The following is a 22,810-nucleotide window of genomic DNA, read 5'->3' as shown; positions in this document are numbered from 1 at the left end:
GCATCGCTTTCCATCGCTGCGTCGCAGTCAGTTCTAGCGAGGAGCCCGTTCGGCCTGCAGCGCTTTGACGCGTCGCTGCTCACTCAGCACCATCTGATAGCTCTCACGTTCCGCGACCAGCCACTGCGGCTTCTCCTCGAGCAACTGATCGATCTGCTCGGTGGTAAGCGGACCTTCAACGCCGCCGCGCGCGAGACCGGCGATCGAGACGCCCAGTTTGGCTGCCACGAGGTTCTTCGGGTGCGGGCCGTTCTTGCGGAGGTCCTTGAGCCACTGCGGCGGGTCCGCCTGCAGGGCGGTGAGCTCGGTGCGGGTGATCGGGTTCTCCTGGAATTCTGCAGGCGTCGCTTGCAAGTACACGTCCAGCTTCTTCGCCGCCGTAGCGGGTTTCATGGACTGCGCGTTGGGCCTGCTCATGGGACCAGCCTATCGGTAGCCTGAAGCGGTGACCTCGCTCTCCCTCACCCTCGGGTACGTTCCCGGCGGGACGCCTGCGAAGTGGGCTCAGATCTGGGCGGAGCGTCACCCCGAGGTCCCGCTGCAGTTGCGCGCCGTTGCCGCGGCAGACGCGGCCGCCGCAGTGTGGGCCGGCACCGTCGACATGGCGTTGCTCCGTCTACCGGCGGACATGTCCGGGCTGGCCGTCATTGCCCTCTACGCCGAGACAACGGTGGCCGTGGTGCCGACCGATCACGTCCTGAGTGCCTTCGACGCGATTACCGCCGCGGACCTTGAGGGTGAGCCGATGCTGTTCCCACTCGACGACGTCCTCGCCTGGGCGGGCGCGCCCGGTAACCCGGTCGATCACCGACCCGAGACCACCGAGGAAGCAATAGAACTCGTCGCCGCAGGGATCGGCGTCCTCATCGTTCCGCAGTCACTGGCGCGGCTGTATCACCGCAAGGACCTCACGTACCGCCCGATCACCGACGCGCCCACCTGCCCCGTGGCACTCGCCTTCCCGGAAGGGGCGCCGCCGCCACTGGTCGAGGAGTTCATCGGCATTGTGCGGGGCCGCAAACCCGGGTCATCGCGGGGGCAGGCAGAGCCGGTACCGAAACGCACCGCGCGGGAGAAGACCCTCGCGAAGCAGGCCGCTCGAGCCGCTGCGGGCAAGGTCGCCCGCAAGCCGGGCCGGGACGATCGCGGTCGACGCTGACCCAACCATCCAGCACCTGGATCAGGGGGTGCCGGCACCCTCTGCTTCGGCGAGTTCCTTCAAGGTCAGCAGCTGCTTTCGCATCATGACCATGTCACCCAACACCAAGGGGCTCAGGAATATTGGTCGTCCGGCGAAGCGGACGCGTACGTGCATGCGCGTGCATTCACCGGCAGGCTTGATGGAGTAGGTAACCGCCGCGGCGAATGTTCGGAGCGTGATGTGCTTGTCGGGTTCGAACCCGATGAGCCGGAACGCGAACATGAAACGCTGGCCAAGCGCAAGTTCCACCAGCTTCACATCGCGCGTGCGGGGACTGCGGCGGCCGAAGTTATCGAGAAGGTCATAGCTGTACGGTGCGGCACGCAGTTGGCACAACCATGGAAAGGCGACGTGCGGGGGCGCGCCGACGTCGATAGCGCGATCGCACACCACTACCTTGCCGGAAAACTCAGCGTCGCAGGGTAATGCGGCCGCCACCTCATCCGGTGTCACACCCCAGAGCTGCCCGGGGATCATGATGATGCCGGCGTGAGCCCGTTGATATGGATTAAACGTTCCATATCAACCGACAGTATCGGTACGTGAGGCACGCACGCAAGCAGCCACGGGTGCGGAACTAATTAGTCGACGCTGACGACTGGGGCTGTCTAGTCGGCTAGGCGTCTTCCGAGGCAGGTTCTGGCGGCGCCTGCTTCTCCGGCGGGGTAGGAGCGGGGTTGGGCATGTGTCCTGGTTCGTCGGCGGGCACGGTATCTGCGCGCAGATCGTAGGTTTCGTCACTGTCGACTCTGACTGGGACCTGACCGCCTGGGTAGTAGGTGCAGTCGCTGCCGTAATAGGTGCGGGAGCAGCTGCTGCTTGGGTTCCGGTAGTGGGGGGGGAACGCCGATGATTTTGCGCCGCATCCAAGACCCGTCCCGTCGGATCGGTTCGTCGCAGATCGCACGCTTCTGCGAGCCCAGGAAGCCCCACGGGACTTCCTCGCAGTTGGGAGGAAGGTCGGCGTTCGAGGCGGGCGCGTGGATAATCGCAGCGCTGAGGGCTATTCCTAGCCCGAGTAGAAGGCGCGCACAGCGGGTACGGCGGATAGTCATGGTGTTCCCCCTGGAAGTTCACAGTAAAAAGACAGCATGAACTTACTGGAGGTAAATCAATTTACAAGTGGTATTTCCCGTTTACAGATCATAGGGTCGCCCCTACTGCCCAAGACGCTCGCCGCCGGGCGTGATACGACTAATCCATGAGCCCCGACGAATGGCTAGAGGCACTGCGAAAGGGGATAGCGGCAATCGCGGAGACCCCGCCCGAGTACCTGGAGCGTGACGCACCGTCCTGTCCGGGCTGGACGGCACGCGATGTGGTCGCCCATCTCGGCGGAGTGCATCGTTGGGCAGTGGGTGTCGTTGTCGGGGAAAAGGTTCCGTACACCGATGTTGACCCTGACGCTCCGGTGGGGGAGCCAGTCATCGGTTGGTACTCCGACCGCGCAGACAATCTCGTCGCCGCTCTGACATCGAAAGACCTTGATGCGCCGACGAAGTCGCCATTCGGTGAGCGGCCGGTGCGATTCTGGTATCGGCGGCAGGCAAACGAGGTGGCGGTACACCGCTGGGACATCGAGCACGCTTATCGCGGATGGGACGCCGAACCCATCGACGCAGCCCTGGCGGCCGACGGCATCGGCGAGTGGTCGGAGCTGTTCACGCCCAGGCGTATCGGGCGTGACGGCGGGACTCCGGAAGGCCTTCGAGGAGCCCGAATCCTCCTGACCGCCAGCGACGCCGATGGTTCCTGGCTGCTGCGCGTGGACGCCGATGCCATTGGCATCGTGGACGAAGACGCCGTACCGGACGCCACGATCACGGCATCCACATCCGATCTGCTGCTTGCGCTGTGGCACCGGGTTCCGTTGTCACGCTTGGCGGTCGACGGAGATGTCGCCCGCGTGGAGCAGGTGCTGGACCTAGTCCGGATCTAACGCAGGGCTTGAACGGCGCACCAGCCAGGTGGCAACCGTGGCGATGGCCAGGAGTGCCAACCCGGCCCACAGCGCATCGAGTCCGATGCGGTGGTACGTCGCGGCGCCCAACACGGCGCCAATCGTCAGGCCCGCCCACAGCGTGATGTAGCGCAGCCACACCCACCGGGGTCCGCCGAAGAACGCATCGACGAGTCGCTGTCCTGCCTTGACCACCGTTCCGGTGATGTAGGTGAGGCCAACCTGAACCTCGCCGGAGCGCTGGAAGACTGAGTTCATGGCGCCCATCGCCAGCGCCGTGATGAGCAGCGCCGCGATACCCGCGCCCAATTCCTGTGTAATCGCCGCCGCGGCCACCGTTATCGAGGCAACCGCCAGCACGGCGATTCGCTCGTAGTCGCCGCTGACCCGTGACGCGATTGCGCCGATCATCACCCCTATAAAGAACATGCCGATCAAACCGGCTGCCTTGTAAGCAGATTCCCACTGCTGACTCGCCGTCGACGCGGCCATCCTGGTCGTATTGCCGCTCATGAACGACAGGAAGTACCCGCCCAGATGTACAAATCCGATCGCGTCGAGAAACCCAGCGACCGTTGACAGCCCGGTGGCGAGCACCATCTCTCGTCGCCGGATCGACCACACGGCGGAATCAGTTCGATGTCTTGTGGCCCGGCCCCTGGGCCTGCTTGTACAAGACCTTGAGCAGGTTTTCGCGGAATGTCGAGTTGTCCATCAGCTTGATGCCCTTATCGCACAGCCAGGGATTACCCAACGCCTTATGCATGATCCGGCCGCGGCGGTACTCGCGACCCCAGGCGTCGTACATGCGCTGCTCGAAGTTGGTGAAGTCGCCGGGACCATCGTTCTGCAACGCCGCGACGGCGCATTCGCCTGCCGTCAAACCGGATTCGAGCGCCTTGGAGATGCCGGCACCGCTCACCGGCTTGCCCGCGCCCAGCGCGTCACCGACGAACAGCACACCGGGACGCCACGGCGGCCAGGACACGAAGCCCATCGGCAGCCGCCATGCGCGTACACCCTTGTTTTTGCGAAGCTCCGCGACATCGGGCAATTCCCATTGCGCCGGAAGCTTTTTCATGTACGCGTCGAGTACATCGGCGGCGTTGACGTCCTGCCATTTCCGGTAGCTGTTCACGTATCCGATACCGACGTTGATCCGCCCGCCACCGAGCGGGAATACCCAGCCGTAACCGGGCAGCGCGTCCTGCTTGTGAAACAGCCGCAGGTCGATGTCGAGCATGTTCGAGTCTTCTCGGTTGGCCGCCATCTCGGCCCGGATCGCAATCGCGGTGTACCCCTTGACCTCCGAGTCGATGTTCATCGCTCGTTTGAAGGGGGAGTAGGCGCCGTCGGCGACTATCACCGCGTCGGCCGAGATGGTGTCCCGGGATCCGTTGGCGGTCTTGATCTCAACACCCTTTACGCGATCGCCGTCGCCGATCGGACCAACCGCCTCGGTGGACTGACGCACCTCGACACCTGCCGATTCGGCATGCTTGAGCAGCAGGGTGTCCAGTTCGGGCCGTCGCACCACATGCCCGTGGCTGGGCATCCCGGGCCGACGGGGGAACGTCAGTTCCCAGACGGTGCCGCTGTCGACGCGCACCCCGTCGACGCGATGGAACTGTGCGACCTCATTGGCGAGGCCCATCTTCTGCAGGTAACTCACGGCGCGTGCGGTGAGCCCGTCACCGCACGGCTTGTCCCGCGGGAATTCAGCCTTGTCGACGAGAACCACGCGGGCACCCGTGCGGGCGGCCTGCCAGGCCGCGGCTGACCCGGCCGGGCCCCCGCCGACTACAGCAATGTCGTAATGGTTCTCTGTCACGTATTAAATAGTAAGGGCGGATAGCACGTCTATTCGCCCTCGGGCTTCGTGACGCCGAGGCTCGATCCGGCCCGGTTCTCGTATGCGCTGCGTGCGCTGGTGTCGACTTCGAGGAACACGCGGTCGGTACCGGTCTTCTTGCTCATGAATCGGCGGACCTTGGTGGGCAGTGAGTTGACGATCGTGGTCACCGCACCGAGCGGCTTCGGGACGGTGACCTGCACCCGCGGCTTCTCGATGATCCGCACCACCGCTGCTGCGATATCTTCGGGTTCGACGGGTTTCTGGGCGCCGGTGGAGTCGGTGCCCGCGATCAGCTCGGTATTGGTGAAGGTTGGCAGCACCGCGCTGACCTGTACCCCTTGCGGCGCGAATTCGTCGCTCAGTGCTCGGGACAGGCCCACCACGCCGAACTTGGACGCGTTGTAGACGGCCATGCCGGGGGCCGCCATGAGCCCTGCTACCGAGGCGATGTTGACGACCTGGCCACTGCGGCGGGCCACCATCTCGGGCAGCGCCAGCCGACAGCCGTTGATGACGCCGTACAGGTTGACCTCCAACATCGACCTGATTGCCTTATCGCTCGTGGATAGGAACGGTCCGATCGGCATGACGCCCGCGTTGTTGATGAGCACGTCGACGGGCCCGCCGGCGCTGGCAGCCTCCAGGAATCGCTTGAACGATGCCGGGTCGGTGACGTCGACCGGGTGGGCGTCGACATTTCCTTCTTCCTTGAGTCCCTCGACCGCAGCGCCGAGCGCCTCGACATCACGGTCGCCGATCACCACCCGTGCACCCCGACGCAGAAGTGCGGTGGCGGTGGCGTAGCCGATACCGCGTGCGGCACCGGTGATGGCGATCGTTTTCCCGTTGATGTTGTCCCTGGATGAGCCCATGACCACGGACTTTACACGTGTCAAGTTTGTGTCACTAGGGATTCTCGCGAATGAGCTCGACACGCTTAACCACAACACGTTGTGTTACGCCACGTTGTCGCACCCCAGGGGTAGTGTCTGTGGCACAGTCAGCGAATCCCGCGAATCTGTTTGACGTTCTCCAGGAGTGGTCTCGTGAGTGAAAAACTAAAGCTGGTCAGCCGTGTCTCGGCGATCAACTGGAACCGGGTTCCCGATGAGAAGGATGCCGAGGTCTGGGACCGGCTCACCGGTAACTTCTGGCTGCCAGAGAAGGTGCCGGTGTCCAATGACATCCCGTCGTGGAACACCCTCACCGATCACGAAAAGCAGTTGACCATGCGGGTTTTCACGGGGCTGACGCTGCTTGACACCATTCAGGGCACTGTCGGTGCGGTCAGTCTGATCCCCGATGCGATCACTCCGCACGAGGAGGCGGTGTACACCAACATCGCGTTCATGGAATCGGTGCACGCCAAGAGCTACAGCTCGATCTTCTCCACGCTGTGCTCCACACGCGACATTGATGACGCGTTCCGCTGGTCGGAGGAGAACCCGAACCTGCAACGCAAGGCCGAGATCGTGATGGAGTACTACCGGGGCGACGAGCCGCTCAAGCGCAAGGTTGCCTCGACCTTGCTGGAGAGCTTCCTGTTCTACTCGGGTTTCTACCTTCCGATGTACTGGTCGAGCCGTGCCAAGCTCACCAACACCGCCGACATGATCCGGCTCATCATTCGTGACGAGGCCGTGCACGGGTACTACATCGGTTACAAGTTCCAGCGCGGTCTGGAGCGCGTCGACGAGACCAAGCGCGCCGAGCTCAAGGACTACACCTACGAGCTGCTATTTGAGTTGTACGACAACGAGGTTGAGTACACCCAGGACCTCTATGACGAGGTGGGGCTCACCGAGGACGTCAAGAAGTTCCTGCGGTACAACGCCAACAAGGCCCTGATGAACCTCGGCTACGAGGCCATGTTCCCGCGGGACGAGACCGACGTGAACCCGGCGATCCTGTCGGCGCTGTCACCGAACGCCGACGAGAACCACGACTTCTTCTCCGGATCGGGTTCCTCGTACGTTATCGGCAAGGCCGTGAACACCGAAGACGACGACTGGGACTTCTAGCTCCTGTTATCTATCCGGCGAGCAGACGCTTAGTGCACACAAATCACAGGTGGCGCGTGCACTAAGTGTCTGTTCGCCGGATACAAATGAACGCCCGGTGAACTGTGTACCCCCTGTCTCGCGCTGGGAACACGCTGCAGGGAGACTGAACGGGTGACGAGCACATCGATTATCGGTTCGATCGTTTCTTGGCTGTCCGCGGGATACCCCGAGGGTGTCCCCCCGACGGACCGGTTCCCGCTATTGGCGCTGCTGCGCCGCACGCTGACCGAGGAGCAGGTCCAGGAAGTGGTCGCCAAGCTGACCGATCCCGCGTCTTCCGCTCTGGTAGACGGTGTGGTGAGCCAGAGCGAGATCGAGCAGTTCATCGCGGATGTGACGAAGGATGAGCCGACCGCTCAAGACATTTCACGTGTGGCCTCACGTCTGGCCGCCGGCGGCTGGCCGCTTGCCGGTGTGGATGCCACGGCGCTCAACGCCTAACTAGAACGCCCGGTTCCGCCGCGGCGGAACTACCGCCCGGGGGTGGGTGCCGGCGCGGTGGATCCCGAGGATGACGGCACGGTGGATGGCCGATCGATGATCGTCGACAGCGGTCCACCGATCCGGTACTTGGCGCCCCGATGCTCTTCGGGCAGGCGGTCGCCGTTTCCCAGCAGCTTGTGGCGCAATGTCCCTGGGGTGTAGGCATTTTGATAGGCGCCGCGCTCTGTCAACACCGGGACGACGTATTCGATGAAGTCCTCGAAGGTGCCGGGTGTGATCGCGTAGGCCAGATTGAAGCCGTCGACATCGGTTTCCTCCACCCACTCCTGCAGGGTGTCGGCCACCTCGGTGCCGGAGCCGACAACACGCGGCCCCATGCCGCCGATCTCACCCCACTCGGCGATATCGCGCACCTTCCACTCCCGACCATCGGCGGTGGCGGCCTGAAACGCCGCGACCGCTGACAGAATCGCGTTGGAGTCCACGTTCCCGATCGGCTCATCCAGGCCGTAGCGGGCCAAATCGATGCCCATCCAGCCGGACATGAACACCAATGCGCCTTCCGCGCTGCCATAGCTCAGCAGCTCGGCGTGCTTGGCATGCGCCGCTTCGGAGTTCTCGCCGGTGACGACGGTCGTGAGGTTGAAGATCTTGGCGGAGTAGGGATCTCGCCCGGCAAGTTCCAGCTCGCGGCGGATGGTGGTGACCGTCTGGCGTAATAGCTCTTTGGTGGGTGCGGCGGTGAACACCGCCTCGGCATTCTCGGCGGCGAAGCGCACCCCGCGCGGCGAGGAACCCGCCTGGTAGATCACCGGAGTGCGCTGCGGCGACGGTTCCACCAGGTGTACACCGGGAACTGTGAAATGTGTTCCTTCATGGCCGATGTGGTGCACCTTGTCGGGATCGGTGAAGACGCCACGCGCGGTATCGCGGACGACAGCGCCGTCCTCCCAGGAGCCTTCCCATAGCTTGTAGAGCACCTCAAGGTACTCATCGGCATGGTCATACCGGGCGTCGTGCGCGGGCTGATCGGTTTGGCCCATGTTGCGTGCCGCGGCAGGAAGATACCCGGTGACGACATTCCACCCGACTCGCCCGCCGGTGAGGTGATCAAGGGTGGATAGCCTGCGCGCGAACGGATATGGATGTTCGAATCCAGTACCGGTGGTGACCCCGAAGCCGAGGTGTTCGGTGACCAATGCCATTGCCGAGACCAGCAGGAGGGGATCGGCGACCGGGATCTGTGCGGCCTGGCGGATGGCGGCCTCATCGCTGGCGCCGTAGATGTCATAGGTGCCAAGCACATCGGCGATGAACAGTCCATCGAAACGACCGCGTTCGAGCAGTGTGGCCAGGTTCGTCCAGTAGGACAGATCCTTGTACCGCCAGGACTGGTCGTCGGGGTGCCGCCACAGGCCGGGGGATTGGTGTGCAACGCAATTCATATCGAACGCGTTGAAACGGATGACGCGGGTCATCCCCTCAGCATCGGCACCCCGACGACATCAGTCACCGGTTGTACTCGGGATGAAACTTAGAGCGTGGCGGTGTCGATGACGAAGCGGTACCGCACATCGCTGGCGATCACGCGCTCGTACGCCTCGTTGATGTAGCTGGCATCGATGACCTCGATCTCTGAGCCGATGTTGTGCTCGGCGCAGAAGTCAAGCATCTCTTGGGTTTCCGGAATCCCGCCGATACCTGAACCGGACAGGTTCCGGCGCCCGAAGAGCAGCGGGAAGGCCGGAACTTCGATGGGGTTCTCCGGTGCGCCGAGCTCGACCAACGTCCCGTCCACATTGAGCAGACCAAGGTACTGGCCCATATCGAGATTGGCGGAGACGGTGTTGAGGATGAGATCGAAGCCATAACGCAGGTTCTTGAAGGTGTCCGGGTCGGACGTGGCGTAGTAGTGGCTGGCACCCAGGCTCAGTCCGTCTTCCAGCTTCTTCAGTGACTGGCTCAGCACCGTGATCTCGGCGCCCATCGCAGCGCCCAGCTTGACGGCCATGTGCCCAAGTCCGCCGAGTCCGATGACGGCAACACGCTTGCCCGGACCGGCACCCCAGTGCCGCAGCGGTGAGTAGGTGGTGATACCCGCGCACAGCAGTGGCGCGGCCGTGTCCAGCGGCAGGCTGTCGGGGATGCGCAGCACGAAGTCCTCGTTGACGACGACGGCCTGGCTGTATCCGCCTTGTGTCTGAGTGCCGTCGCGGTCCTTGGCACCGTACGTGCCGACCATGCCGCCCCGGCTGCAGTACTGCTGCAAGCCGGCGATGCACTGGGGACACTCGCGGCAGGACTCGACCATGCAGCCGACACCGGCATGATCGCCCGGCTTGAACTTGGTGACTTCCGAACCGACGGCGCTGACCACGCCGGCGATCTCGTGACCGGGGACGATCGGGTATTTGGCACGTCCCCACTCGTCGCGAACAGTGTGGATATCGGAGTGACAGATACCGGCGAACTTGATGTCGATGAAGACATCGTGCGGGCCGACTTCACGACGCTCGATAGTGGTGGGGACCAGTGGTGCCTTGCCGGACGTGGCGGCGTAGGCGGAGACGGAGACCATATATGCGTCCTTTTGAGATAGTTAACGAAGCTACCGATCTCAGACTACCCGCCGTCCTCAGCTGGGGCAGCTCAGATCGGTGACAGCGACCACTGCCCGTCGCCGATCAGCTCCAGTTTCTGCGTGTGATGCTGGTCGACCGTGCTGCGGTGACTGACGCTGACCACGGTGCACTCGGGCACCTCCGTGCGGATCAGGCGGTACAGCGCGAACTCCAGGCCCTCGTCGAGCGCCGACGTCGACTCGTCCATGAAGACCACCTTGGGCTTGATGAGCACGATGCGCGCGAAGGCGACGCGCTGCTGCTCGCCGGGGGACAGCACCTTGACCCAGTCGCCCTGCTCGCCTAGTCGATCGGCAAGATGACCAAGGGACACTTTGTTCAGGGTCTCACGCAGTTGTGCGTCGGAGAACGAGCCCGATTCGTCGGGGTAGCTCACTGCGTCGCGGAGATTGCCCAGCGGAATGTACGGCAGCTGTGAGATGAACATGGTCTCGTGCTCACCGCCGGGCCGGCTCCAATGACCGTCCGCGTACGGCCATAGTTGTCCGAGGGAGCGGAGCAGCGTGGTCTTGCCGCTACCCGAGGATCCTTTGATGACAAGGGCGTCGCCCGCGTTCAGCTCCAGGTTGACATCGTCGATGAGACTGTCTCCGTTGGGTTTACGGACGTATAGGTTCTCCACCGTGACCCCCGTATCCTGATCCCCGGGCTCGAGCGAGGGGAGCTCGCGGGACTGCTCATTGGCCTGGAGTAGGCCGTCGAGACGGGTGACTGTGGCGCGGTAGGCGGCGAATCTGTCGTAGGCGTTGCGGAAGAACGACAACTTGTCTTGCACCTGCCCGAACGCGCTCGCGCTTTGGCTGACGTCGCCGTAGGTGATTTGTCCTGCGATGAGCCGTGGGACTTGGAAGACGGAACTAAACACCGCGGCAGTCTGCGACACTGCGAAATTCCACCCCGTGAATCCCATGCTGCGGTACAGCAGGCGCCAGAAGTTGGCGATGATGGCGTCGAACCGCTCCTTGAGTTGCTGCGATTCCACGCGTTCGCCTCGGTAGAGCGCGACGCTTTCGGCGGTGTCCCGGAGACGTACTAGCGCATATCGGAACATAGCGTTGAGTCGTTCGTTCTGGAAGTACCGCCGGATCAGGGGCCGTCCGATTCGGAACGCGACATAGGTGGAAATAATCACATAGATGTACGTGAAAAATACTAGAGCCCTGGGGATTTCGAATCCGAATACAGTCATCGGGCCGGACAGCCCCCATAGGATGACGGTGAACGAGGGCAGTGTGATGCACGCGTTGACCGCTCCGAAGGCAAGGTGTGATGCCGAAGTTTGCAACGCTTCCGGCGCCGTGGACATCGCCACAAAGTTGTTGATATCGGCCTGGATTCGCTGATCGGGGTTATCGATGGTGCTGTCGATGAATCGGGAGCGATAGAACGCTCGGCCGGTGAGCCAGTCTTTGGTCACGCGTTCGGTGAGCCACACGCGCCAGCGAATGATGAAGATCTGCAACAGATAGAGATCGATCACCACCAACGCGATGTTGATTCCGGCGAGGAGGCAGAACCTGACGATGTTGTGCCAGAAGAACGCTTTGGCCTCCGTCATTCCCTGACCATCGCGGGCGAGGGCTTGCACGATGTACTGGATGGAGGCCGACATATCGTTGTAGTAGTAGGAGAAGACCACTGACAGGCGCACGTCCGCGACAACCGCCAGCAATACGAGTCCGAGCTGCAACCAGGCAATACGTCCGTCACGGCTGGTGAAGTACTGGCCGGTGATCCGCCAAAACTGGCGGCCCCAGGTCGTGAACCGCGTCAGCAGGAAAGCGAGCAGTATGAACACCGCTGCGGTCAGCGGTAACACCCAGCTGATCCATACCAGCGATCGCCATATCTCGGTTCCCCAGTCGGTCGCCGTCTTCATCGAAAATGCCCTCCGAGTCCGTCACTATCCAGTTGCCCGCGGAGTGTACGGGCACAGGCTGGGCACGTCCTGGCAAGCGTCAGACCGGCCTATGCGATGGGTGTGCCCCTCGGCGGGGAGTCCCGGCGTGACGCCACCGCCACCACGATCGCGAGGATGCCGAAAAGCTCGGGTGTGCTCGGAATCTGGTGCAGCGCGAATACGCCGATTGCGGACGCGGTGAGAGGCAGGAGCGCCAAGAGCACCGCGAAGTAGCTCCGCCCCGCCTGTCTGAGTATTACCTGGTCGAGCCCGTACGGGATGACGTTGGAGAGCACGCCCATCAGCAGTCCCAAGACGAGGACGTGCACGACGGGTACATCGTCATGAGCTCCGGCGATTCCCAGGCCCAAGACCGGAGCGGTCGCGATTGTGGCAACGGTGAATCCGACCGCCAGTGAGTCGGCCGGATTGCCCTGTAGCGCAACGCGCTTTCCGAGGACGATGTATCCGGCCCAGAATAGTGCGGCAAGCAGCGCGAAGGCCATCCCGGCGGGTTCGGACGCCAGCTGCACATCGGCAATCAGAACCACCCCGACGAGCGCGGCCAGCACCGAGAAGCCGTCTCGGGCAGAGCGCGAACCGATCGCGGCAACGCCGATGGGCCCCAGGAACTCGATCGCCACCGCGGTACCTAGTGGCAGCCGGTCGATGGCCAGATAGAACGACATATTCATCAGCGCGGTGACCACACCAAAGGCGCTCGCCCACAACAGCCGATGCCCCCGCCAGGCGGCGGCCTGCGGACGAGCGATGGCCAGGAACACCAGCGCCGCACCGCACACCCGGAGCCAGGCGACGCTCGCCGGGTCAAGCCAGCGGAACAGGCCGACACCGGCCGCGGCGCCGATATACATCGAGGTCCCGCTGACCAGCATGAGCGCGGGTGCAACCAGCCGGTGACGCGCGGCCTCAGTCATTGTGTGCTGCCAAGAGATGGCGGACCGCAGCGGCGAGATCTTCTTCGAGCCACCCGGGCAAGGTCGGCATGTGGCGGCGTACCGCGGCATAGGGCAGGTCCACCACGGCGCGCATGAGCCGGTCGCGCGATCGCGCGTCGGCGCGACCATAGACGGCCCGCGTCAGATCCCGCATCGCGCTAAACAACGGTTCGTTCATCTCGTCCAGCCTGGAAACGGCGTCGGCACCAAGAACATCGGTGCTGCGCAGGGATAGCAGCAGCCGGGCGTCATCCGGGTAGGTGCGCGCGAAGGCCGGCACCGAAAGCGACAGTGCCACAGCTACTTCAACGGAGTCTTCGGTGGAGCGCAGCGCGCCGAACGCGTGCTCATGAAAGCGCTCGACTGCGCGTAGCCATGTCGCCGACAGAATCGCCTCACGGTTGCCGAAGCGGTGGTTCAGCGTTCCGGGTGGTGCTCCCGAAGCGCTCGCGATCGCCGCAATGGTGGCGGCTCGCGGACCACCGTCGAGTAACAGGGTGCGCACTGCGTCGAGGATGGCATCGCTGGTGTGTTTGCGTTCCGGTGCCATCTGGAATGTTCATCCTAATTCTGATAGACAGTAGATATGGAACATCCATCCTATATTGACGAGCATACGATCCGGATAGACGCGCCGCGGCACCAGGTGTGGGAGAGCCTGCAGCGCAATGTCGACGCCATGTTGCGGTCTGCCGAGCGCAACCCGATCGGCCCGTTGTTGGGCACCCGGCCTCGCGCCGGGTTCGCCGTCGACGGCATCGAGCCTGAACAGCGCTTGAGCTTGGCGGGGCAGCACCGTTTTTCGCGTTACGAGCTGGTTTTCGAGCTTGGCGAAACCCGGGACGGTGGTACGCAACTGCGTGCGCAGACCTATGCAGACTTTCCCGGGCTGCGCGGCAGGATTTACCGTGCCTTGGTCATTGGCACCCGCGGACATGTGCTGGCGACCAATTACATCCTGCGCTCGGTGAAGCGGCGGGCGAGTACCGTTTGAGGCGTGGGGACGTATGCGACGTGCCGTGGCGTCAGAACCGGCGCGACGCTCTGGCGCGCCACCGCGGACGGTCCGGAACACCATATTGTCCCCGATGGTGTGATGGACCTGATGTGGTTTCAGGGTCGGCTCGTCGTGGCCGGGCCCGACACTCGGGTGTACGACGTCCAGGCCCACACGGATCAGGTGACCTGGGGACTGCAATTGGCACCCGGCCTCGCGTACGCCCTCTTTGGTGTGCCTGCCGACGAGCTCACTGACCGGCGCGTCGACCTGTCAGAACTCGTTACACCACAATCTGATTGGGGGCCAGAAGGTGATGTTGCCGCCTCACTTGAACGAGTTTTTCTCGATCTGTGGACGCGCGCGGAGCCGGATCACACCAGCCTGCGGATGGCGGCTTCGCTCGACCGGGCCGCTCGTGCGGGGTTGAGCGTGCGGTCGACCGCCAGGCAGCACAACCTGTCGGAGCGGTCGCTGCGCCGCCTGAGTAACCGGCTCTTCGGCTACGGACCCAAGACGCTCGTGCAGATTCACCGTTTCCACCATGCGCTTCATTTGGCGCGAGCCGGTGCACCGCTCGGCGAGGCCGCGGCCACGGCGGGTTTCGCCGATCAGGCGCACTTCAACCGCGAGACCAAACGACTGACCGGCACTACGCCGACCACGCTGCTCTGACGCTGGCCGATTCGTCCAAGACCAATGCGGTCCGTCGATGGCAGGGTGACCTCGTGAGCATCAATCTGAACCGCGCACGAGAGTTCATGGCCGCCCATGCGCGCATCCTCGACGTGCGTCGCTTCGAGGCCATCACCACCGCTACCGATTCCGCCCGTGAAGCGACCGTGGACGCGCTTGCGGCGTACCGGAATCCCGATGGTGGTTATGGGTGGGGGCTAGAACCCGATCTGCGCGCACCGGAGAGTCAGCTGGCATGCGCCCAGCACGCGTTCGAAGCGCTCGCCGATGCCGGGCCGGTGAGGGCGCGGCATACGACAGCGCTTCTCGGCTGGCTGGACTCGGTGACGTTGCCCGATGGCGGGCTGCCCTTCGCACTTCCGGTCGCCGATCCGGCAGTCTGTGCACCCTTCTTCGCCCAGGCGAATCCGGAGGAATCTTCGTTGCAGATCACGGCGGCGGTGGCCACTCAGGCGTATCGCGCCGCGCGCTGGGACGCTGAGATCGTTCGGCACCCGTGGCTGTCCGCCGCGACGCGGTATTGCTTCGACGCGATCCGCCGGATCGACGAGGCGCCGTTCGCGTACGTCCTGTCCTTCGCGCTCCAGCTTCTGGACATCGCATCCGATACCCAGCCGGAGGCGCGTGAATTACTTTCTCGGCTAGGACGATTCGTCCCCCGTGATGGGTCGCTCCCTGTCCTTGGTGGGACCGAGGGGGAGAGGCTACATCTGCTCGACTATGCGCCCGAGCCCGGACGGCCCATTCGCGATCTGCTCGACTCTCACGCGATAACAGCGGATCTCGATCGGTTGGAGCATGCGCAGCACGACGACGGTGGTTGGGCGGTCGACTTCAGCAGCTACTCGGCGGCGGCAATGCTGGAATGGCGCGGCTACAAAACGGTTGGCGCGGTTGCGATCTTGCGCGCGAACGGTCGCTGAGGCTATTCGCAGGCAAGTTCACGGCGGGCCGATTCCGCGGCGAGGCCCTGCTGGAAACTCTTGATGAATCCCACTTGAGACTTCTTGAGCTGGCGTTCCAGCAGGCCGGGAAGCCGGATCTTCAGATCGAGGGAGACATCGGCGGTAAGCCGAGTCTGAGGGTCATCCGGGATGATGGTGAACTGGCTGACGTTGTGTCGCAGCGTTCTGCTCTCTATGAGGGTCAGCCGGCAGCCGTCCGGGAACCACTCGTACTCGGTGAGTGCGTCATCGGAGATCCCGAATGCGGAAGTTACGGTGCGCACCAACCGCGGCGAACCGTCTTGGAAAGACTCGACGACGGTCATGGAGCTGGCGATCTTTGGCCATGCGGGCAGTAGCGGGCGGAGCCAGCCATCGACCGACTCAACGTCTTTCAAGACCTCGAGGACGGTCTCGGGCCGGGCGGCGACGGTGATGTCGATGTGTTCTTGGATCACGTTCCATCCCTTCCGCGGATTGCCGGGAAGGTTAGCCGAGAAAACGCTCTTTTGCGAGCATTTAGCGCAAGATTCTCATGAAATACCAGTTCAAGACTGGTACAAGGGGTACGGGTACTAGCTGTTACGGATAGCTTTTAGGTGACGCGTTCGAGGGCGAACACCCTGATCTCGCGTCCGGTACGTCCCTTGTATGCCGTGTAGACCTCGAGCATTGCCTCGAAGCGGCGGTAGTAATCGTCGCGCTCGGGCCCTTGCGCGAGGGTCGCGACCACATCAATGGTCTGACCGGCCAATGTCACCTTGGCGTGTGGGTTGGCGAGCAGGTTGGTCGTCCACGCAGGGTGCTTCGCCTGGCCAAAATTGCTGCCTACCAAGGCGATTCGGTCACCGTCGTGCAGATAAAGTAGCGGCGAGACCCGAGGCTGGCCGGACTTGCGACCGGTCGTGGTGAGCAGCAGCGTCGACAAACCCAAGGGTCCCAGCACCGTGTAGCGGCTTCCGGAGCGTTCCATGACGGCTCGGTCCAGTGGTGTCAGCTTGCGGATGGTCCACGAACCCGCCTTGGTGGCGGCGAATTTGGCGGCAGCCCGAGACAGCACGCTGTCGGGATTGCCCCAGCGATTCTCGGGAAAGCCCTTGTCGCTCACGGTATCCCCGCTCCTTTGAAGCTGACGTTGAACCCGGTGCGCACATACTCGGCGACGCCTGCCTGGGTGTACGGGTCGGCGGTGATCAAGGCGTCCGCCTCCTCCACGCTGATATCGCCGCTGATGAGTACGCCGCCGGTCGCGTGCTCGTTACGACCGGCCAGAATGAGGCGTCCCGCTTCAATCTCATCTGCAATCCAAGCAGCGTGATCCGGGCGGATCTGGTCGACGACGTCGAGCGGTTGGGTGTAGGTCAGGTTCAGCACGTGGTGCATGCGTGGAGCCTAACGGCTAGCGCAGCGACCCGGGAATCTAGTTGATGGGTGCGTTGACCCAGTGAAGGTCGTCCAGGATTCCGCGCGCCGCGACGATTCCGTCGCCGGTCTGCCACACCTCGTTGTTGACCGCGAACACCCGGTTATCGTGAGTGGCGCCGAGCGCCATCCAGGGCTTGGTACCGAAAATCCGGGCGGCGCGATCTTTTGCCGACGGCGTCGTGAAGGAGACATAGACGATGTCGCCCTCGACGGCCGAGAAGTCCTCGGTGCCGATCTCTATGAATGGGGTGTCGGTAAACCTTTGTGTCGCAGGACGATCCAACCCCACTGTGGCAAGCACCGAAGCCGGGAAGTTGTTGGCCCCGTACACCCGCACCGTCTGATCGGTGAACTGGACGATCGAGGCCTGGAAATGTGTGGCGTCGTTCTCACGGCCCACCTTCTTGGCGGCATCGACGAAACCCGCCCACAGCTTGTCCGTGTCCGCGGTTCGTCTGGTGGCCTTACCCACCAAGCGGACGTGCTCGGCCAGATCGTGTCCGGACACGATCACGGTGGGGGCGATGGCACTCAAGTCGAGATAGGAGTCCTGTTCGCCGGCCGAGCTCAGGATGAGATCGGGTTTGACAGCACCGATCTTGGCCAGGTCCGGAGCCGCCATCGGGCCGACCGACGGCAGGTTGTGGACCGTGGTGCCCAGGTACGACGGGGGAGCGGTAGTGCGGTCGGGCAGCGCCACTCCCACGATCCGGTCCTGCAGCCCTAGCGCGCACAGCGTGTCGATTGCACCGGCATCGAGGGTCACGATGCGTTTGGCGTCCTCGGGCACCTCGGTCTCGCCCTGGGCATGGCGCACCTCACGTGGTGCGTCCGGGTCGAGAGCCGCGGCATCCTTCGCGCAGGACTCGTCTGGCTTGCGTGCATTGCCCAGCACCCCCGCGCCCGCGATCTTCGTGGCGCTGGTGGCCAGCGTGCTCGGAGTTTCGTTGGTGGGCTTCTCGGTGCAGCCCGACACGGTCACCGCCATCAGTGCCGCCGTTATCGCGGCAGAGCCCCAGAACCTCGCTGTCTGCACCCGGTTGAACTTACCGCGCGGGGCTGCGAACACGCGGGTAGGACGCCGTGACCACGTCCGCATGGATCAGAAACGACCCAAGTACGACTCTCTGTAGGACCCGCTCCGCGATCGGGGGTGGCGCGGGCTAGGATTCACGGCAGACATGCAGTCACTGGAACGACTGCGCGCTACAAGGAATCGGAGGAGCCGTGACCGCCGAAGCACCCCCAATTGGTGGATTGCAGGCCAGCCGCCCGTTCCCGCCCCGTATGGGCGCCAAGGGCACTCTGATCTACCGGTTGATCACGACCACCGATCACAAGTTGATCGGCATCATGTACCTGGTCGCGTGCTTCGCGTTCTTCCTCATTGGTGGCTTGATGGCGCTGTTCATGCGCGCCGAGCTGGCGGTGCCAGGTCTGCAGTTCCTGTCGAACGAGCAGTTCAACCAGCTGTTCACCATGCACGGCACGGTGATGCTGCTGTTCTACGCAACGCCCATCGTGTTCGGCTTCGCGAATGTGGTGCTGCCGCTGCAGATCGGCGCCCCTGACGTCGCCTTCCCGCGTCTGAACGCCTTCTCCTTCTGGCTGTTCCTGTTCGGCGCCCTGATCGGTATCGCCGGTTTCATCACTCCCGGTGGCGCCGCCGACTTCGGCTGGACCGCCTACACCCCGCTGACCGATGCCATCCACTCACCGGGTGCCGGTGCGGATCTCTGGATCATGGGTCTGGCCGTCGGTGGTCTGGGCACCATTCTTGGTGCGGTCAACATGATCACCACATGCGTGTGTATGCGCGCCCCCGGTATGACCATGTTCCGGATGCCCATCTTCACCTGGAACATCTTGGTGACCAGCGTGCTGGTGCTGCTGGCCTTCCCCCTGCTGACCGCCGCCCTGTTCGGCCTCGCTGCTGACCGGCACCTCGGTGCGCACATCTTCGACCCCGCCAACGGTGGTGTTCTGTTGTGGCAGCACTTGTTCTGGTTCTTCGGACACCCCGAGGTGTACATCATCGCGCTGCCGTTCTTCGGCATCGTCTCGGAGATCTTCCCGGTGTTCAGTCGCAAGCCGATCTTCGGGTACACAACGCTGATCTACGCGACACTCGGTATCGCGGCGCTGTCCATCGCGGTGTGGGCGCACCACATGTACGCCACCGGCGCCGTGCTGCTGCCGTTCTTCTCCTTCATGACGTTCCTGATCGCGGTTCCGACCGGTATCAAGTTCTTCAACTGGATCGGCACGATGTGGAAGGGGCAGTTGACCTTTGAGACACCGATGCTGTTCTCGGTCGGCTTCCTGGTGACGTTCCTCTTCGGTGGCCTGACTGGCGTGCTGCTGGCTATGCCGCCGGTCGACTTCCACGTCACCGACTCGTACTTCGTGATCGCGCACTTCCACTACGTGCTCTTCGGCACCATCGTGTTCGCGACCTACGCCGGTATCTACTTCTGGTTCCCCAAGATGACGGGCCGTCTGCTCGACGAGCGTCTCGGCAAGTTCCACTTCTGGCTGACCTTCATCGGGTTCCACTCGACCTTCCTGGTGCAGCACTGGCTGGGGAACCAGGGCATGCCGCGTCGCTATGCCGACTACCTGCCTACCGACGGCTTCACCTTCCTGAACTCCTTCTCGACGGTGGGTGCCTTCATCCTGGGTGCCTCGACGTTGCCGTTCCTGTGGAACGTGTTCAAGAGCTACCGGTACGGCGAGGTCGTCACGGTCGACGATCCGTGGGGTTACGGCAACTCCCTGGAGTGGGCCACCAGCTGCCCGCCGCCGCGGCACAACTTCACCGAGCTGCCCCGAATTCGTTCGGAGCGTCCGGCATTCGAGCTGCACTACCCGCACATGTCTGAGCGCATGCGCGCCGAGGCGCACGTGGGTGGCGGCCACAAATAAGGCCGCGACTCCCTGTTGTGAAGGATCGCGTCACGGTTCTTGTCACCGTCACCGGAGCCGACAAACCCGGTGTCACCTCGGTACTCATGGGAGTGCTGTCCCGCCATAGTGTCGACCTCCTGAACGTCGAACAGGTCGTCATTCGTGGCAAGCTCACGCTCGGTGTACTCGTCAAAGCGCAGGGCCGTAGCGAGGCATTGGAAGCGTTGCAGGACGAGCTCGAAGAGGCCATGCACACCCTCGGGTTCGATGTTGACGTCGAATTCGGTGGGGACAGTTCGGTTATCAAGGATCCGTCAACCCACACCATCGTGGTGCTCGGGCGGCCGGTCACCGCGCGGGCTTTCGGGGCTGTCGCACGTGCACTGGCCGGTCTCGAGATCAATATCGATGTCATCCGGGGTATCGCCGACTACCCGGTGACAGGCCTGGAGCTGCGGGTGACCGTGCCTCAGGACCGGCTCACCGATGTCGATCTGCACACGGCGATGGCCCAGGTGGCCGTCGACGAGCCGGTGGACATCGCGGTGGAGCACAGCAGCCTGGATCGACGGGCCAAGCGGCTCATCGTCTTCGACGTTGACTCGACCCTGATCCAGGGCGAGGTTATCGAGATGCTGGCCGACCGGGCGGGTGCGCGCGAACAGGTCGCCGCCATCACCGAGGCCGCCATGCGCGGGGAACTGGACTTCGCCGAATCACTGCACCAGCGGGTGTCCACGCTCGCCGGACTGCCCGAGTCCGTGCTCGATGATGTCGCCGACGAATTGGTGCTCACCCCGGGTGCTCGCACCACCATCCGGACATTGCGCCGGCTGGGGTACTCGTGCGGTGTGGTGTCGGGCGGATTTCGGCAGGTGATCGAGCCATTGGCCCATGAACTGGCCCTCGATTTCGTGGCAGCCAATGTGTTGGAAATCGTCGACGGGAAGCTCACCGGACGAGTGATCGGCGAGATCGTCGACCGCCCGGGAAAGGCCAAGGCGCTGCGGCAGTTCGCCTACGAGGCGGGCGTTCCGTTGGCTCAAACCGTGGCCGTCGGAGACGGGGCCAACGATATCGACATGCTGTCGGCGGCCGGGCTCGGTGTGGCGTTCAACGCCAAGCCGGCGCTACGGAAGGTCGCCGACGCCTCGGTAAGCCAGCCGTACCTGGACGTGGTGCTGTTCATCCTCGGCATCACCCGCGCCGAGATTGAGGCGGCAGACGCCGTCGATGGCGGTGTGCGCCGCGTCGACATCCCCGACGCCTGAGGTTCGTGCCTAGCCAACCATTGCCGAATCGGCAAGCGGTACAGCACCAGTCACGGTATGCCAGGCCTGTGCGAGCAGTTCCACTCCGCGCAGCAGCTGATCGTCCTGCTGGGTGAAGGGCACACGCACGAACCGCTCCAGTGAGCCGCCGACACCGAACCGCGGACCCGCCGCGATGCGCACCCCGAGCCGCGCGGCGGCGGCAGCCAACGCGGTGCTCATCGGCGCAGGCAGCCGGGCCCAGATGCATAGGCCGCCTTCGGCTTCCTGCAGCTCCCAGTCGGGGAGCCGAAGGCGCAGCTCGGCCACCACCAGTGCACGGCGTGCACGCAGGGTCTCACGCTGCGTGGCCTCAACCTCGTCTGCACGCCCTAGCAGCTCGGCGGCGGCCAGCTGCTCGAGGATCGGTGTTCCGGTGTCCATGGCGGAGCGCACCGCTGCGAGCCTGGCAATGGTGGTGCGGTCGGCGCGGATCCAGCCGACGCGCATTCCGCCCCAGAACGACTTCGACATCGACCCGATGGTGACTACCAGATCGGGACGCGTCACCAGCGAGGCCATCGGTGCGGGCCCGGGGGCCTCATGCCAGGCGCCGACGAGCGACTCATCGACGACCGTGCGGGTGCGCGTCTGGGAAATTATGTCCGCCAAGGCCTTTCGTTGCGATAGCGGCATGGTGAGACCGGTGGGGTTGTGATTATCCAGCACCAGGTAGGCCAGGTTGGGGGCCGTCTGGCGGATGGTGGTTTCTATGCCGGTGATATCCCAACCCGACTCGTGCTCATGGGTGTGCATCGGCACCGGAACCGGGCGTCCACCACGCTGAGCGATCGCATCGAGTGCGCCGTGATAGCTCGGCTGCTCCACCAGAACCCGGTCGCCGGGCTCCACGAAGGCGCCGAGGAGTAGCGCGATGGCCTGCTGGGCGCCGCAGGTCACCATGATCTGGTCCTCGGTGGTGGGCAGTCCGCGTCGTGAGAAGTGCTCGGCGATGCGGGGGCGCAGCTCCGGTATGCCCACCAACTCGTGACCGATTCCCCGAAGGTGGGTGGGCAGCTTGGTCAGGGCCACCTGGTACGCATCAAGCACCGCGGCGGCCGGTGCGGCGGTGGCGGCGTTCTGCAGATCGATCATCGGGTTTACCAATCCCGTTGTGGCCGAAGGAGACCGGCCGGGCCCAGGCAGAGCGGTGGTGCTGCGCGCACCCTGGCGGCCGCGCAGGTATCCGCTCTCGCGCAATTCGGCATAGGCGGCGGTGACGGTGGTTCGGCTCACGTGGATGACGCTTGCCAGTGCTCGTTCGCTGGGTATCCGGGCACCAAGGGGCAGCCGGCCGTCGATGACAAGAAGCCTGATCGCGTCGGCCAATGCTCCGTACGCTGGTCCCGCAGAGCCCGCGGTGCGCCATTGGCCGAGGTGACGGGCCAGGGTGTCGGCATGGATGAGCCGCTCGCGCGAAGACAATCCGGCAGTGACTACGCGATCAGACATAAATGCCAGTGTGGCTCAACTGGCTATTGAAAAACAAGCCAGTTGGCCGAGAAAC

The 22,810-nt window shown here is 63.8% G+C and carries 24 protein-coding genes; 9 read left to right on the top strand and 15 right to left on the bottom strand.

Features of this window, described 5'->3' with window-relative positions; genetic code table 11:
* Window positions 1-33: 33 nt before the first annotated feature.
* Window positions 34-417 carry a DUF5997 family protein gene (locus MLB1_RS03340; protein WP_180748291.1) on the bottom strand — a complete coding sequence of 128 codons (384 nt, stop codon included), beginning with the start codon at window positions 415-417 and terminating at the stop codon, window positions 34-36.
* A 28-nt stretch (window positions 418-445) separates the two neighbouring features.
* On the opposite strand from MLB1_RS03340, the gene MLB1_RS03335 reads away from it, so the two are divergent.
* Window positions 446-1,159, top strand: a complete 714-nt coding sequence (locus MLB1_RS03335; RefSeq protein WP_180748290.1) for a LysR family transcriptional regulator substrate-binding protein — start codon at window positions 446-448, stop codon at window positions 1,157-1,159.
* A 21-nt stretch (window positions 1,160-1,180) separates the two neighbouring features.
* Here the strand turns inward: MLB1_RS03335 and MLB1_RS03330 are convergent, their stop codons facing one another.
* A complete protein-coding gene (locus tag MLB1_RS03330; protein WP_371750550.1) occupies window positions 1,181-1,654 on the bottom strand; it encodes a hypothetical protein in 474 nt (157 codons plus the stop codon).
* Between the two features lie 748 nt (window positions 1,655-2,402).
* Here MLB1_RS03330 and MLB1_RS03325 point away from each other — a divergent pair.
* The gene (locus MLB1_RS03325; protein ID WP_180748288.1) at window positions 2,403-3,140 is read left to right on the top strand and encodes a maleylpyruvate isomerase family mycothiol-dependent enzyme; all 738 of its coding nucleotides are present in this window, start codon (window positions 2,403-2,405) and stop codon (window positions 3,138-3,140) included.
* Here the strand turns inward: MLB1_RS03325 and MLB1_RS03320 are convergent.
* From MLB1_RS03320 to MLB1_RS03310, 3 genes are read right to left on the bottom strand one after another with little or no spacing between them, the layout of a single operon-like run.
* The gene (locus MLB1_RS03320; protein ID WP_180749664.1) at window positions 3,126-3,761 is read right to left on the bottom strand and encodes a YoaK family protein; all 636 of its coding nucleotides are present in this window, start codon (window positions 3,759-3,761) and stop codon (window positions 3,126-3,128) included. The two genes, MLB1_RS03325 and MLB1_RS03320, sit on opposite strands and share 15 nt — an antisense overlap.
* A gap of 31 nt (window positions 3,762-3,792) precedes the next feature.
* A complete protein-coding gene (locus MLB1_RS03315) occupies window positions 3,793-4,992 on the bottom strand; it encodes a geranylgeranyl reductase family protein (protein WP_180748287.1) in 1,200 nt (399 codons plus the stop codon).
* Between the two features lie 29 nt (window positions 4,993-5,021).
* Complete coding sequence (locus MLB1_RS03310; protein WP_180748286.1) at window positions 5,022-5,888, bottom strand: SDR family oxidoreductase; 867 nt, start codon at window positions 5,886-5,888, stop codon at window positions 5,022-5,024.
* Between the two features lie 174 nt (window positions 5,889-6,062).
* Here MLB1_RS03310 and nrdF point away from each other — a divergent pair, with 174 nt between their 5' ends.
* The gene (gene nrdF / locus MLB1_RS03305) at window positions 6,063-7,037 is read left to right on the top strand and encodes a class 1b ribonucleoside-diphosphate reductase subunit beta (RefSeq protein ID WP_180748285.1); all 975 of its coding nucleotides are present in this window, start codon (window positions 6,063-6,065) and stop codon (window positions 7,035-7,037) included.
* Window positions 7,038-7,190: 153 nt separating this feature from the next.
* A complete protein-coding gene (locus MLB1_RS03300; RefSeq protein ID WP_180748284.1) occupies window positions 7,191-7,520 on the top strand; it encodes a DUF3349 domain-containing protein in 330 nt (109 codons plus the stop codon).
* 29 nt (window positions 7,521-7,549) lie between these two features.
* On the opposite strand, the gene MLB1_RS03295 is transcribed toward MLB1_RS03300, so the two are convergent.
* From MLB1_RS03295 to MLB1_RS03275, 5 genes are all read right to left on the bottom strand, one after another.
* Window positions 7,550-9,001, bottom strand: coding sequence for an LLM class flavin-dependent oxidoreductase (locus tag MLB1_RS03295; RefSeq protein ID WP_180748283.1), 1,452 nt, complete (start codon window positions 8,999-9,001; stop codon window positions 7,550-7,552).
* A gap of 56 nt (window positions 9,002-9,057) precedes the next feature.
* Complete coding sequence (locus MLB1_RS03290) at window positions 9,058-10,101, bottom strand: NAD(P)-dependent alcohol dehydrogenase (protein ID WP_180748282.1); 1,044 nt, start codon at window positions 10,099-10,101, stop codon at window positions 9,058-9,060.
* Window positions 10,102-10,172: 71 nt separating this feature from the next.
* Complete coding sequence (locus MLB1_RS03285) at window positions 10,173-12,044, bottom strand: ABC transporter ATP-binding protein/permease (RefSeq protein WP_180748281.1); 1,872 nt, start codon at window positions 12,042-12,044, stop codon at window positions 10,173-10,175.
* 89 nt (window positions 12,045-12,133) lie between these two features.
* Window positions 12,134-13,003 carry an EamA family transporter gene (locus MLB1_RS03280; protein WP_180748280.1) on the bottom strand — a complete coding sequence of 290 codons (870 nt, stop codon included), beginning with the start codon at window positions 13,001-13,003 and terminating at the stop codon, window positions 12,134-12,136.
* Complete coding sequence (locus MLB1_RS03275; RefSeq protein WP_180748279.1) at window positions 12,996-13,574, bottom strand: TetR/AcrR family transcriptional regulator; 579 nt, start codon at window positions 13,572-13,574, stop codon at window positions 12,996-12,998. The genes MLB1_RS03280 and MLB1_RS03275 overlap by 8 nt, the downstream gene beginning before the upstream one ends.
* A gap of 36 nt (window positions 13,575-13,610) precedes the next feature.
* Between MLB1_RS03275 and MLB1_RS03270 the strand changes: the two genes are divergently transcribed.
* Genes MLB1_RS03270 through MLB1_RS03260 form a run of 3 tightly spaced genes read left to right on the top strand, consistent with a single transcriptional unit; the run spans window position 13,611 to window position 15,640 of the window.
* A complete protein-coding gene (locus MLB1_RS03270; protein ID WP_180748278.1) occupies window positions 13,611-14,018 on the top strand; it encodes a hypothetical protein in 408 nt (135 codons plus the stop codon).
* Window positions 14,019-14,021: 3 nt separating this feature from the next.
* Window positions 14,022-14,696 carry a helix-turn-helix domain-containing protein gene (locus MLB1_RS24220; RefSeq protein WP_180748277.1) on the top strand — a complete coding sequence of 225 codons (675 nt, stop codon included), beginning with the start codon at window positions 14,022-14,024 and terminating at the stop codon, window positions 14,694-14,696.
* Window positions 14,697-14,749: 53 nt separating this feature from the next.
* The gene (locus tag MLB1_RS03260) at window positions 14,750-15,640 is read left to right on the top strand and encodes a hypothetical protein (protein ID WP_180748276.1); all 891 of its coding nucleotides are present in this window, start codon (window positions 14,750-14,752) and stop codon (window positions 15,638-15,640) included.
* A gap of 2 nt (window positions 15,641-15,642) precedes the next feature.
* On the opposite strand, the gene MLB1_RS03255 is transcribed toward MLB1_RS03260, so the two are convergent.
* The 4 genes from MLB1_RS03255 to MLB1_RS03240 form a co-directional block, all read right to left on the bottom strand.
* Complete coding sequence (locus MLB1_RS03255) at window positions 15,643-16,119, bottom strand: SRPBCC family protein (RefSeq protein WP_180748275.1); 477 nt, start codon at window positions 16,117-16,119, stop codon at window positions 15,643-15,645.
* A 137-nt stretch (window positions 16,120-16,256) separates the two neighbouring features.
* The gene (locus MLB1_RS03250) at window positions 16,257-16,769 is read right to left on the bottom strand and encodes a nitroreductase/quinone reductase family protein (protein ID WP_180748274.1); all 513 of its coding nucleotides are present in this window, start codon (window positions 16,767-16,769) and stop codon (window positions 16,257-16,259) included.
* Entirely contained in the window at window positions 16,766-17,044 is a 279-nt protein-coding gene (locus tag MLB1_RS03245) for a YciI family protein (protein WP_180748273.1), read from the bottom strand. Before MLB1_RS03245 ends, MLB1_RS03250 begins: the two co-directional genes overlap by 4 nt.
* A 37-nt stretch (window positions 17,045-17,081) precedes the next feature.
* On the bottom strand, window positions 17,082-18,185 hold the full coding sequence (locus MLB1_RS03240; protein WP_180748272.1) for an iron-siderophore ABC transporter substrate-binding protein: 1,104 nt from the start codon (window positions 18,183-18,185) through the stop codon (window positions 17,082-17,084).
* A 128-nt stretch (window positions 18,186-18,313) separates the two neighbouring features.
* Between MLB1_RS03240 and ctaD the strand changes: the two genes are divergently transcribed.
* Both ctaD and serB read left to right on the top strand, forming a co-directional pair.
* Window positions 18,314-20,011, top strand: coding sequence for a cytochrome c oxidase subunit I (ctaD, locus tag MLB1_RS03235; RefSeq protein WP_180748271.1), 1,698 nt, complete (start codon window positions 18,314-18,316; stop codon window positions 20,009-20,011).
* Window positions 20,012-20,028: 17 nt separating this feature from the next.
* Entirely contained in the window at window positions 20,029-21,264 is a 1,236-nt protein-coding gene (gene serB / locus MLB1_RS03230; RefSeq protein ID WP_180748270.1) for a phosphoserine phosphatase SerB, read from the top strand.
* A gap of 9 nt (window positions 21,265-21,273) precedes the next feature.
* Here serB and MLB1_RS03225 read toward each other — a convergent pair whose 3' ends face one another.
* Entirely contained in the window at window positions 21,274-22,755 is a 1,482-nt protein-coding gene (locus MLB1_RS03225) for a PLP-dependent aminotransferase family protein (protein ID WP_180748269.1), read from the bottom strand.
* Between the last annotated feature and the right edge of the window lie 55 nt (window positions 22,756-22,810).

The sequence above is a fragment of the Mycobacteroides sp. LB1 genome, from assembly GCF_013449725.1.
GTDB lineage: Bacteria > Actinomycetota > Actinomycetes > Mycobacteriales > Mycobacteriaceae > Mycobacterium.
Note: the sequence above shows the minus strand (reverse complement) of the source record. Positions and strands in the feature narration are given on the sequence as shown.

Coding starts and splice junctions, on each gene's coding strand:
- MLB1_RS03310 (WP_180748286.1), bottom strand. CDS start 5,888: ATGGGCTCATCCAGGGACAACATCAACGGGAAAACGATCGCCATCACC.
- MLB1_RS03285 (WP_180748281.1), bottom strand. CDS start 12,044: ATGAAGACGGCGACCGACTGGGGAACCGAGATATGGCGATCGCTGGTA.
- MLB1_RS03290 (WP_180748282.1), bottom strand. CDS start 10,101: ATGGTCTCCGTCTCCGCCTACGCCGCCACGTCCGGCAAGGCACCACTG.
- MLB1_RS03320 (WP_180749664.1), bottom strand. CDS start 3,761: ATGGTGCTCGCCACCGGGCTGTCAACGGTCGCTGGGTTTCTCGACGCG.
- MLB1_RS03225 (WP_180748269.1), bottom strand. CDS start 22,755: ATGTCTGATCGCGTAGTCACTGCCGGATTGTCTTCGCGCGAGCGGCTC.
- MLB1_RS03325 (WP_180748288.1), top strand. CDS start 2,403: ATGAGCCCCGACGAATGGCTAGAGGCACTGCGAAAGGGGATAGCGGCA.
- MLB1_RS03340 (WP_180748291.1), bottom strand. CDS start 417: ATGAGCAGGCCCAACGCGCAGTCCATGAAACCCGCTACGGCGGCGAAG.
- MLB1_RS03280 (WP_180748280.1), bottom strand. CDS start 13,003: ATGACTGAGGCCGCGCGTCACCGGCTGGTTGCACCCGCGCTCATGCTG.
- MLB1_RS03270 (WP_180748278.1), top strand. CDS start 13,611: ATGGAACATCCATCCTATATTGACGAGCATACGATCCGGATAGACGCG.
- MLB1_RS03275 (WP_180748279.1), bottom strand. CDS start 13,574: ATGGCACCGGAACGCAAACACACCAGCGATGCCATCCTCGACGCAGTG.
- MLB1_RS03245 (WP_180748273.1), bottom strand. CDS start 17,044: ATGCACCACGTGCTGAACCTGACCTACACCCAACCGCTCGACGTCGTC.
- MLB1_RS03295 (WP_180748283.1), bottom strand. CDS start 9,001: ATGACCCGCGTCATCCGTTTCAACGCGTTCGATATGAATTGCGTTGCA.
- MLB1_RS03240 (WP_180748272.1), bottom strand. CDS start 18,185: ATGCGGACGTGGTCACGGCGTCCTACCCGCGTGTTCGCAGCCCCGCGC.